General features: G+C 41.6%; 14 protein-coding genes. All 14 read right to left on the bottom strand.

All coding sequences use genetic code 11. From position 1 onward, the window contains the following. Window positions 1-46 precede the first annotated feature (46 nt). Entirely contained in the window at window positions 47-1,441 is a 1,395-nt protein-coding gene (locus LD39_RS01460; protein ID WP_035542098.1) for a solute carrier family 23 protein, read from the bottom strand. A gap of 231 nt (window positions 1,442-1,672) precedes the next feature. Next, entirely contained in the window at window positions 1,673-2,215 is a 543-nt protein-coding gene (gene pyrR / locus LD39_RS01455) for a bifunctional pyr operon transcriptional regulator/uracil phosphoribosyltransferase PyrR (protein ID WP_035542097.1), read from the bottom strand. Between the two features lie 210 nt (window positions 2,216-2,425). Next, a complete protein-coding gene (locus LD39_RS01450; RefSeq protein WP_052158680.1) occupies window positions 2,426-3,475 on the bottom strand; it encodes an aldose epimerase family protein in 1,050 nt (349 codons plus the stop codon). 80 nt (window positions 3,476-3,555) lie between these two features. Then, window positions 3,556-4,464, bottom strand: a complete 909-nt coding sequence (locus LD39_RS01445; protein WP_035542094.1) for an RluA family pseudouridine synthase — start codon at window positions 4,462-4,464, stop codon at window positions 3,556-3,558. After that, window positions 4,461-4,934 carry a signal peptidase II gene (gene lspA, locus LD39_RS01440; protein WP_035542092.1) on the bottom strand — a complete coding sequence of 158 codons (474 nt, stop codon included), beginning with the start codon at window positions 4,932-4,934 and terminating at the stop codon, window positions 4,461-4,463. Before lspA ends, LD39_RS01445 begins: the two co-directional genes overlap by 4 nt. Window positions 4,935-5,064: 130 nt before the next feature. After that, window positions 5,065-5,592 carry a DivIVA domain-containing protein gene (locus LD39_RS01435; protein ID WP_035542089.1) on the bottom strand — a complete coding sequence of 176 codons (528 nt, stop codon included), beginning with the start codon at window positions 5,590-5,592 and terminating at the stop codon, window positions 5,065-5,067. Window positions 5,593-5,669: 77 nt separating this feature from the next. Further along, the gene (locus LD39_RS01430) at window positions 5,670-6,443 is read right to left on the bottom strand and encodes an RNA-binding protein (protein ID WP_035542086.1); all 774 of its coding nucleotides are present in this window, start codon (window positions 6,441-6,443) and stop codon (window positions 5,670-5,672) included. A gap of 81 nt (window positions 6,444-6,524) precedes the next feature. After that, on the bottom strand, window positions 6,525-6,788 hold the full coding sequence (locus LD39_RS01425; RefSeq protein ID WP_035542084.1) for a YggT family protein: 264 nt from the start codon (window positions 6,786-6,788) through the stop codon (window positions 6,525-6,527). Between the two features lie 3 nt (window positions 6,789-6,791). Beyond that, window positions 6,792-7,244 carry a cell division protein SepF gene (locus tag LD39_RS01420; RefSeq protein WP_035542081.1) on the bottom strand — a complete coding sequence of 151 codons (453 nt, stop codon included), beginning with the start codon at window positions 7,242-7,244 and terminating at the stop codon, window positions 6,792-6,794. Window positions 7,245-7,259: 15 nt separating this feature from the next. Continuing rightward, window positions 7,260-7,937 carry a YggS family pyridoxal phosphate-dependent enzyme gene (locus LD39_RS01415; protein ID WP_035542078.1) on the bottom strand — a complete coding sequence of 226 codons (678 nt, stop codon included), beginning with the start codon at window positions 7,935-7,937 and terminating at the stop codon, window positions 7,260-7,262. A 21-nt stretch (window positions 7,938-7,958) separates the two neighbouring features. Then, complete coding sequence (gene pgeF / locus LD39_RS01410; RefSeq protein WP_035542075.1) at window positions 7,959-8,759, bottom strand: peptidoglycan editing factor PgeF; 801 nt, start codon at window positions 8,757-8,759, stop codon at window positions 7,959-7,961. A gap of 57 nt (window positions 8,760-8,816) precedes the next feature. Next, window positions 8,817-9,089, bottom strand: a complete 273-nt coding sequence (locus LD39_RS01405; RefSeq protein ID WP_035542072.1) for a YlmC/YmxH family sporulation protein — start codon at window positions 9,087-9,089, stop codon at window positions 8,817-8,819. A gap of 246 nt (window positions 9,090-9,335) precedes the next feature. Then, window positions 9,336-10,115, bottom strand: coding sequence for an RNA polymerase sporulation sigma factor SigG (gene sigG / locus LD39_RS01400; protein ID WP_035542070.1), 780 nt, complete (start codon window positions 10,113-10,115; stop codon window positions 9,336-9,338). Between the two features lie 82 nt (window positions 10,116-10,197). Continuing rightward, window positions 10,198-10,307: sigma factor-like helix-turn-helix DNA-binding protein (locus LD39_RS21900; RefSeq protein WP_156112545.1), on the bottom strand; the 110-nt coding region annotated here is incomplete at its 5' end.

The raw sequence follows: 10,307 nt of genomic DNA, 5'->3' as shown, positions 1-10,307 counted from the left end.
CTTTGTGAGTCTCTCGGGACTCAATTAAAACGTGTGCTGGTTTCGACTAAGCGACGCCATTTTTTCTTTGTTCGTTCTGAGTTTCTTGTTCTGGTGCTTCGAACATACTCCCATTTCCTTCTCCTTTTTCTTTGCCTGGAAGGATCAAGTTCAGAAGAACCCCAATGATGGCAGCTAGTGCCATGCCAGCGATTTGAATATTTTCATTGACTTGGACGAATGCTCCACCAACTCCGATGACAAGGATAACAGATGAGATAATCAAGTTTCGTTTTTCACCAAAGTCAATCTGGTTGTCAATCAGCATGCGGAGTCCGCTGGAAGCGATAATTCCAAAGAGAAGGATGGAAACCCCGCCCATAACTGCAGTTGGAATCGAACTGATGACAGCCGTGATCATGCCGACAAATCCGAATACGATGGCGATGACCGCTGCTCCTCCGATGACAAACACACTGTAAACTCGAGTAATAGCGAGCACGCCTATGTTTTCACCGTAAGTCGTGTTCGGAGGTCCACCTAAGAATGAGGCGATCATCGTCGCTACCCCATCTCCCAAGATGGATTTGTTCAGTCCTGGTTCTTTCAAAAAGTTTTTGCCTACGACTTTAGATAGAACCATCTGGTCACCTGTGTGCTCCGTAATTGTTACAAGAGCGAATGGAATCATAAGCGCAGCAATCTCCCAGCTGACTACTTGAAATGGATTGAAATCAACGAATGGTACAACAAAGTCTGGTGCTTGGAAGATCGCTGTTAGTACGCCTCCGATCGAGCCGGCCGAAGTGATCGCTGACCACTCTTCCTGAATACCGCTCGTATCGACGATTCCCTGTGTCATAGCAAATGCGTACCCGCCAATGATACCGAACAGAATTGGTACTAAAGAAAAGAATCCGCGGAAGAAGATCGATGCGATAATCGTAATCGCAAGCGTTACAAGAGCTACCATCAGATGCGTGCCACTATAAATATTTTCTTCTTGACCTGGCAAGTACATAGCCATGTCCACAGCTGTTGAAGCAAGACCGAGACCGATAACAATGATGACAGGTCCAACGACGATAGGCGGCAACAATTTCATTAACCATCTCGTTCCAAATAAGGAAATAAGGAGAGCGACGAGCCCGTAAACAAGCCCCGTCAGGAAACTTCCTACCATAGCTCCAGCAACTCCGCTGGATTTAGAGACCTCTATAATTGGAGCGATAAAAGCAAAACTTGATCCTAGGTAAGCTGGAATTTTTCCTCTGGTGATCAAAAGATATGCTAGCGTACCGAACCCGCTCGATACAAGGGCGACAGACGGGGATAGTCCCGTCAAGAATGGTACTAGAATCGTTGCGCCGAACATGGCGAACAAGTGTTGTAGACTCAAGGTCAACCATTTATGCATTTTTGGTACTTCGTTAACGTTAAGTGCTGCTTTATGTTGTTTCATAATTATTCCTCCTCAAGTTACTCCTTTTTTGTCTGAACAATTGTCTCTGTTTTACTCTGTCCAGACGGTCAAGTTCGCTGAACATTCGCCTCCGCTTTTCTTTGTTTCTCCATAAAAAAACCTCTTTGCGCTTATAGGTACGCAAAGAGGTAGACGTGTTTTCTGCACACGTGTCTTCAATACGAACCTTATAAGCCTCACGGGACTTTATTTAAAGGTTGTCATTTCATTTTACTTTTCAAATATCTTAACTTCATCTTCTTGGTCGGTTTCTGATAACGTTACCGTTACAACCTCATCAAGAGAGGTTGGCACGTTCTTTCCTACAAAATCAGCTCGAATTGGAAGTTCCCTGTGTCCTCGATCGACGAGAACAGCCAGTTGGATCTGAGCGGGCCGACCGTGATCAATCAGGGCGTCCATTGCGGCACGCACTGTTCGACCGGTATATAATACGTCATCTACTAGGATGACCTTCTTTCCATCTATATCAGCTTGTATATTCGTTTCTTTGATCTCTGGTTCAGCCTGTTCCTTCTTCGGTGTCAAGTCATCCCGGTATAAAGTGATATCAAGCTCTCCACCAGGGAGGTCTTTTCCCTCAATTTCCTGAATTTTTGTTTTTAGACGTTGAGCGATTGGCACACCTCTTGTTTTAATCCCGACGAGCACTAAGTCTTCTACTCCTTTGTTTTTTTCGATGATTTCGTGGGAGATACGGGTAAGTGCTCTTCGAATCGCTGCATCATCAAGTACAGTTGCTTTTGCTTTCATTTTTGGGATCCCTCCATACAGCTGCTTACATTGTCCTTCTTGTAAGGCACTAAAAAATCCCTTATCCGCACAGAGGCAGAAAAGGGATTTAGACACATGTCTCGCATGTGTATTCCGAAACCTTTCCAGCCTCACGGGACTGTCTTTAAAGGACTATTTAATTCTACATTTGATTATTGCAAAGAGAGCGAAATTTGTCAATGGATAAAATTATCTTCGCTTTCCAAAACTGAATACGGTTCGTTTATGATAAGGATTTTCTGGGCTCAAGAGTACGTCTGGAAAACCCTTTTCATGTAAGGAAGCTGGAGAGCTTTGAGTCTCCAGGCAAATGCCGACATGTCTCCTCGCTTCTCCCTCTAATAATTTTATTCCTTCCGGTAAACTATTAGAAGTATAGATAACCACACCTGGCTGATCTGTTGTTACATCGAGAGTACGCCCAGATTCAGGGTCCTCCAGATGAATAGCGCTTTCCTTTTCGCCATTAAATTTAAAGTAGTGATCCATCCCTCCACTAGCTACTTTCTGTTGCGTTGTTTCATTTGTAAAAACGTTCTTCAGTTCTTTTTTATTTTGAAAATCAAATGGCGTGTTGTTAACGTCCAGCCATTCCCCTGTTGGAATCAGTTCTTCATCAAGCTCAGCTATTTTTGTGCTGTCAATCAAACACACATGGTTGTCAATCGTTCTTTTTGCGCCTCCGCTAAGGTTAAAATAGGCGTGATTGGTTAAAGTGAGAGGAGTCACTTCATCTGTTTCAGCCTTGTAGTCAATGATGAAGCGATTGTCATTAGTAAGAATATAGGTGACTTCAACCTCCACGTTACCAGGATAGCCTCCATCGCCAGCCGGGCTGCTAAGGGAAAGTTTAGCTCCAATTTCCTGTTCGTTCTCATACGGAGTAACATTCCAAACTCTTGAATGGAAGCCCTCCTGCCCGCCATGTAAATGGTGACTTCTTTCATTCTTTCCGAGCTGATAAGTTTGTCCATTTAGATAAAAAGATGCCTCTTTAATTCTTCCTGCAACCCGTCCGACCAGTGCTCCAAAAAACACAGGATTACTTATATAATCTTCATAGTTTTTAAATCTCAGGACGACATTTTCTATTTGACCATCGTTATCAGGAACAGAAATATCAGTAATGATGCCTCCGTAGTTTAAAAAATTCACACTCATACCTTGATCGTTCTCCAAACGATATAAGGTCCATGTCTGCTCCACTTGAGTAAGTATTTCTTTTGTTTCCATTTTCATGCGGCTCATCCTTTCCGATTTATTATGGGAAATCTTCAAAAAAGAGCTGTCCCATGGTTGAGACAGCTTCATCTAATTTTTTACTTTCTATTTTCTAAAAAGGTAATCATTCCTGTAAAATCTTCAGGCGGTTCTACTTCAAACTTCATCCATTCTCCTGTCCTTGGATGATCAAATCCTAATGATTTCGCATGAAGCGCCTGTCCATTAAGCCCCCATGTTTTACGCGGTCCGTACTTTGGATCGCCCGCTAAAGGATGATTGATGTAACGCATATGAACACGAATTTGGTGTGTTCTTCCTGTCTCAAGAGTGCATTCGACTAAAGTGAAGTCCTGGAAGTGCTTTAGAACCCTGAAGTGTGTCACAGCATCTCTGCCTCCATCAACAACTGCCATTCGTTGACGGTCTTTAGGATCGCGGCCGATAGGAGCATCTACGGTACCATATTCATGAGCAATCATCCCATGAACAATCGCTTCGTATTTTCGCTCCACCGATTTATTTTGCAATTGCTCGACAAGAGATCTGTGAGCTTTGTCATTCTTCGCTACCATCAATAGTCCACTAGTATCTTTATCGATACGATGGACAATTCCAGGTCTCTCCACTCCGTTGATCCCTGATAAATCTTGACAATGGTAAAGAAGTGCATTTACCAAAGTTTCTGAGTGGTGGCCCGCTGAGGGGTGAACAACCATTCCGGAAGGCTTATTCACTACAACGACATCTTTGTCCTCGTATACGATGTCAATTGGAATATTCTCTGCAATAATTTCAAGCGGTTCAGGCTCTGGAATACTCCAGGTAATCCTGTCTCCCTCTTGTACTTTATAATTACTTTTTACTGCTTCTTCATTTACCAATACCAGCTGGTCTTTAAGCCAGCTTTGTATTTGTGATCTCGATGCATCCTCAACGACTTCAGTCAATAATTTATCGATCCGTTTTGACTGATCGCTCTCTAAAACTTGATATTGTTCACTCACGCTTCTAAACTTCCTTTCTTCTTACGCTCATCTAAAAATGTAGCAATCATCACTAAAATGACTCCGATGACAAGTGAAGAATCTGCCACGTTAAAAATCGGAAAATCATAGGTGAAAATATACGTATCCGCAAAATCCACGACTTCTTTTCGAAGAACACGATCAATAAAATTCCCAATCGCTCCAGCTAAAATTAATGAAAGAGCCGCACCTGCAAGCTTACTTTCTTTCCCATACTGCTGAATGTAATAGACAACGACTCCGATTACGATGATTGTAATGATATAGAAAAACCACATTTGCCCTTGTAATATCCCCCAGGCAGCTCCCTGGTTACGGTGGGATGTCAAATAAAAAAAGTTTTCTATTATGGGTATACTCTCCCCAATTTGCATGTTCGAAACAACCAACCACTTAGTCAATTGGTCAAGTATGATAACTGCGATAGCTATTAAATAATACACAAACATAGACGGCCTCCATGAAACATATTCCTAGGCTATTGTACCACAAAAAGAAAGGTGAAAAGCAAAAAGGTGTCGTTTTCAAAACGACACCCTTTAGAATAAATTAGTGCACGATATGTACCCTACTTGGAAATTATGAATTTTGTGAAGTCAATTCCTTCTGTGGTTCTTGTTTCACATCTTCTTTATTTTCAAGTTCAGTATCAAACATGTGATCCCAGTCGTCGTTCTCAATCATGTCAATCTGCGCCTCTACTAACTTGCGCAACCTCATTTTGAAAACTTTAGCCTGTTTTTTCATTTCCTCGACTTCCGTATTTAAGCGCCTTGACTTTTCAAGAGCCTCATTAATGATCCGATCCGCATTCTTTTCAGCCTCTTGGACAATAAGCTTCGATTCTTTAGTTGCATTATTTTTTACATCTTCTGCAGTTTCCTGTGCAACCAGAATCGACTTATTTAACGTTGTCTCAATCGTGTTAAAATGACCGAGCCGCTCATTTAATTGGTCTACCTCACGTTCTAACTCTTTCTTTTGGCGGATGACGATCTCATAGTCTTTGATCACTTGATCAAGAAACTCGTTTACCTCATCTTCTTCATAGCCTCTGAAAGCTTTCGTAAATTCTTTATTATGAATATCCAATGGTGTTAAAGGCACACCAAACACCTCCTCATCGTATTCCGGTACGTATTGGATTCGACATTTACCAACGAATTCCTTCTTCTGCCATCTATTTAATTCAATTTAGCCGTAGTTACTTTGAACTTTTCTCTCTTTGTCTTCCCCTGTATTTGCTCAAGGCGACTCCGTCCTTTACCTCTTAACGATAAAAGATCCCCTTCTTCTAACAAAAAGGCTGGATTCTCCACAACTCTGAAGTTTACTTTTACGTTACCTGCTTCGACATGCATGCTCGCTTTTTTTCTGGACATCCCATAGATCTCCTTAAGGAGAACATCCAAGCGAAGAGATGAAACGGTTGTCTCACTTTTCTTCCACTCTTCAGAGTTATTAAGGAGCTGTGACATCGGTTTCTCCTCAAATTGAACATTTGACTTCTTTACCCCAGTCAAGTTCATCTTAATATAATCACTGATTTCCGAAGCCGCAATGATTTGAATGACCCCATCCTGAACAATTAAATCACCCAACTTTTCTCTTTTCACACCTAGAGACATAAATGCCCCTAACACATCGCGGTGCTCAAGTGTTACAAATTTCTGAGGGTATGTCGCCTCTAACAAAGTCAGCTGAAAATCCTGTTCTTCAATAACCTCATACTCAGGCGCAATGATCGCACGTTTTCTCTCCGTGCTTTCTCTTCCACCTGAGAGACCATAAACGAGATCAGGTGTATTGCCAAGAATCGTTTTCAAAATCAGTTGCTCTCTCGGGTTTAGAAAATCGCTTATTTTGCGCTGGTATTTCAATTCCACGTCCTCACGCCAGGAAAGAACCTGGTCAATAAAAGGCCGCTCTTCTTCCCGGAAATGTTGATAGACATCCATAAAAAAACCTCCACACATCAACAAAAGGAACAGATTGAAGAACACTTGACTTGTGTCTCTTAACCTGCTCCCTTTTTCAAATTAAAAAATCATGAAATATAATTGTTGCAGTCCTTGAGATGCAAAGCGAAGAACAAGAATCGCTACGATCGGAGAAATATCAATCATTCCTAGTGGAGGAATGATTCTACGGAACGGTTCAAGAAAAGGTTCTGCCAGTCTCCCTAGAATCTCACCGAAACTCGACTCCCTCGCCCCGGGAAACCAGGAGAGTAGGATGTAGATGATTAGAATCCAGCTATATACTTGCATAACTGTCATCAAAATATTAAACAAAAAAGCCATGAGTTACCACCTTCTGTATAGTTCATCTTCTTCCTGCGAAATCATCTCTGAAATCGAACCGGAAATTTCTACATTATCCGGTGTGCACAGGAATGTTTGTGCACCTAATTTTTGAATGTCTCCACCTATAGCATATACGGTACCGCTCAAAAAATCTACAATTCGCTTCGCTTGATGATGATCGACTCTTTGAAGGTTAATAACGACCGCACGACGACTGACGAGTTGATCGGCAATTTCCTGGGCCTCGTTATAGCTGCTCGGCTCACTTAATACCATTTTGGAAGAAGACTTAGCACTCTTTAAGCTGACAACGTTTTGTGTCTCTTGTTTTCTATTACTTCGTTGTTTCGGCTCATATTCTTCTTCGACTTCTTCATCGTCGACTTCCTCTTCAATGTATTCATATTCATCATCCAGCGTAAAAAATGAACGAAATTTATTTTTCATGCTCATCCTGATCACCTCAGTTTAGTTTTGTTGTCCGACTAGGCTTGAACCGATTCGGATATGTGTGGCTCCTTCTTCTATGGCTATCGCATAATCGTTGCTCATTCCCATAGACAAATACTCGCAAGGAGCATGTGCCTGATGCTTGTCTCTTAAGCGATCTCTTAAAGCCCTAAGCTGCCTGAATACGCCTCGAAGCTTCTCTTCATCATCGGTGTGAGGGGCCATTGTCATCAAGCCAACAACTTTGATGTTCTCATAATCCTTTACCATCTCAACAAAATCTTCAACCTCATCCATCTGTAAGCCATGCTTGGATTCTTCTTCACTGACGTTGACTTGCACAAAGCATTTTACTGGCTTATTGGAACGTTTGTTGATTTCTTTGGCTAAAGATTTTCGATCCAAGGAATGAATCATCGTAACTTCATTGATGATCTCTTTTACCTTTCTTGATTGTAAGGATCCGATAAAGTGCCAATTCACTTCATCACCGATCGCTTCATACTTTTCTAGAAATCCTTCTTTCCTGTTTTCGCCTAGATCTTTTATACCTGCTTCAACAGCTTCTTTCGCACGCTCAATTGTTACATATTTAGTGACAGCAATAATCGTGATATCATCTATGGATCGTCCACAGTTCTCACATGCTTGTGCGATTGTTTCTTTGATCTCAGCCAGGTTTTCTTTTACTGCCATCCCTATACTCCTTCCCGCTATTCAACTTTTCCAACCTATATAACCGAGCATTCGTCCGGTTTTTCCTTGGTCGCGTCGATGGGAATAAAATAAAGCCTCTTCCTCGTATGTACAATACCCTGAAGTAAATATGTGAGATGAATGAACTCCTGCTTCCAGCGCAACCCTTTCATTCAGTCTCTTCAAATCCAACAAGTACTTACCATTTCCCAGTTCCTTAATTGTTTCAGAATGGTGGGACTGAGGAATTCCGTCTTTCACGCGCTCATCAACTTCATAATGAGTAGATCCTATGCAAGGGCCGATGATCATTTCAATGTTTTCTACTGAACACCCTTGTCCAATCAATTCATTAATCATCGCAGCAGCCATGCCTTTAACGGTCCCTTTCCAGCCTGCATGCGCTACACCAATCCATCCTTCAAGTGGATCACAGAAAAATAACGGCACACAATCCGCATAGAAAGCCGCTAAGAGAATATCGGGTTGATTAGTAATCAAACCGTCCACTCCTGCTAATGCGGATGTGTGAGAAAAAACTCCTTTTCCAAGGTCTTCCTCAGTAACTACATTCACCTTTTTATCATGGACCTGTTCGCCCATCACCCATCTTTCTAAAGGAATGCCAATTTCATCCGCCAACTCTTTGCGATTTTCTAAAACGATTTCTTCGCGATCAGGAACGTGCAGACCCATATTCAACGAATCGAAAGGCTTTTGACTATAACCGCCTTGGCGGGTTGTTATTCCAGCGATTAGATTTTTATGTTCACGAAAGCAAGTTAATTGTCGTAAAGTCTCGTGTTTGAAGGGTTCAACCATTTTACCACCTCAATTTCCCTTCATTTTAACACATTCTTCTGCGTATTTCTCGTTAATTTAGTCTGATTCTGACTTTTGACTTGTAGAAATTCCGGTGTAACCTTTCTTTTTGACCAGGATCACATCTGCACCGATATTGACAATCTGATCCCAAGGGATGACAAGCTCCTCTTCTTTACCGAAGAGTCCCATCGCCTTTCCTTTTAGTGTGAGCACCAATCCTTGCAGCCGCCCTCTCTGTGTATCTATGTCTAAGTCAGTGATATAGCCTAGTCTTTCCCCCGTTTCCATTGCAATGACGTCTTTCATCTGTAACTCCGTAATTTTCATACTCGATCACTCCTTTGTTAAACTATATGCAGAATAACCCCATGACTTGTTTAGAAATGCGGAGAGGAGCCGGGAGACCTGAAAGACACCTTTGAATTAATAAAGCGCACTCCCTGTGTTCCCCATAGTTACTTATCTGTTCCCTATCTTCTTTTCTCTGTTCCTTAACACGTGATATCTGTTCCCTAACTAATTTTGAACATAAAAAAGCGCTTCTGTTTTGAAGAACAGAAGCGTAAGTTTTAATTATTGAAACATAGATGAATTCATTTCTTTGATTGCTGCTTTCTCTAAGCGGGACACCTGAGCCTGCGAAATACCGATTTCTTCAGCAACCTCCATTTGTGTTTTTCCTTGAAAAAAGCGTTTTGTCAAAATCATTTTTTCACGATCATTTAATTTCTTCATACCTTCTCGCAATGAAAGTTCGTCAAGCCAGATAGAATCCGTTTCCCTATCATCTTTTAACTGGTCGACGACGAAAATAGGATCTCCTCCATCATTATAGATAGGCTCGAACAACGAAACTGGATCCTGAATAGCATCCATCGCGAATACGATATCTTCATGTGGAACTCCCATTCGCTCCGCGATTTCGTGTGGAGCGGGATCCTTACTCGTTTCTCCGATCATTTTTTCTCTCATTTGCAAAGCTTTGTAAGCCGTATCTCTCAAGGATCTAGAAACACGTATTGGGTTATTGTCTCTCAAATACCTGCGAATCTCACCGATGATCATCGGTACAGCGTAAGTAGAAAACTTTACGTTGTGACTTAAATCGAAATTATCAATAGATTTCATCAATCCGATACATCCGACTTGAAATAAGTCATCTCCATACTCCCCACGATTATTGAAGCGCTGTATGACGGACAGTACTAAGCGAAGATTACCATTTACCAGCTCTTCACGGGCTTCAATTTCTCCGCTTTGCAAACGTATAAACAGGGCCCTCATCTCTTTATTTGTTAGAACAGGAAGTTTAGATGTATCTACACCGCATATTTCTACTTTATTTCGTGTCAATGCAAGACCCTCCCAGGAAGCTAGAATACGTTTTCAGTATCTCCCTGGAAGGAAAAATTATGCATAGATGTAATTGGAATTTTTATACCATCTTGTCAAACTCCCGTTGCAGCCTGCGAATGATTTTCTTTTCTAGTCGGGATATGTAGGACTGTGAAATCCCCATCATATCCGCTACATCTTTTTGTGTTT

The organism is Halobacillus sp. BBL2006 (assembly GCF_000786645.1).
Taxonomy (GTDB): domain Bacteria; phylum Bacillota; class Bacilli; order Bacillales; family Halobacillaceae; genus Halobacillus.
This window is presented reverse-complemented; position numbering and strand designations above follow the sequence as displayed.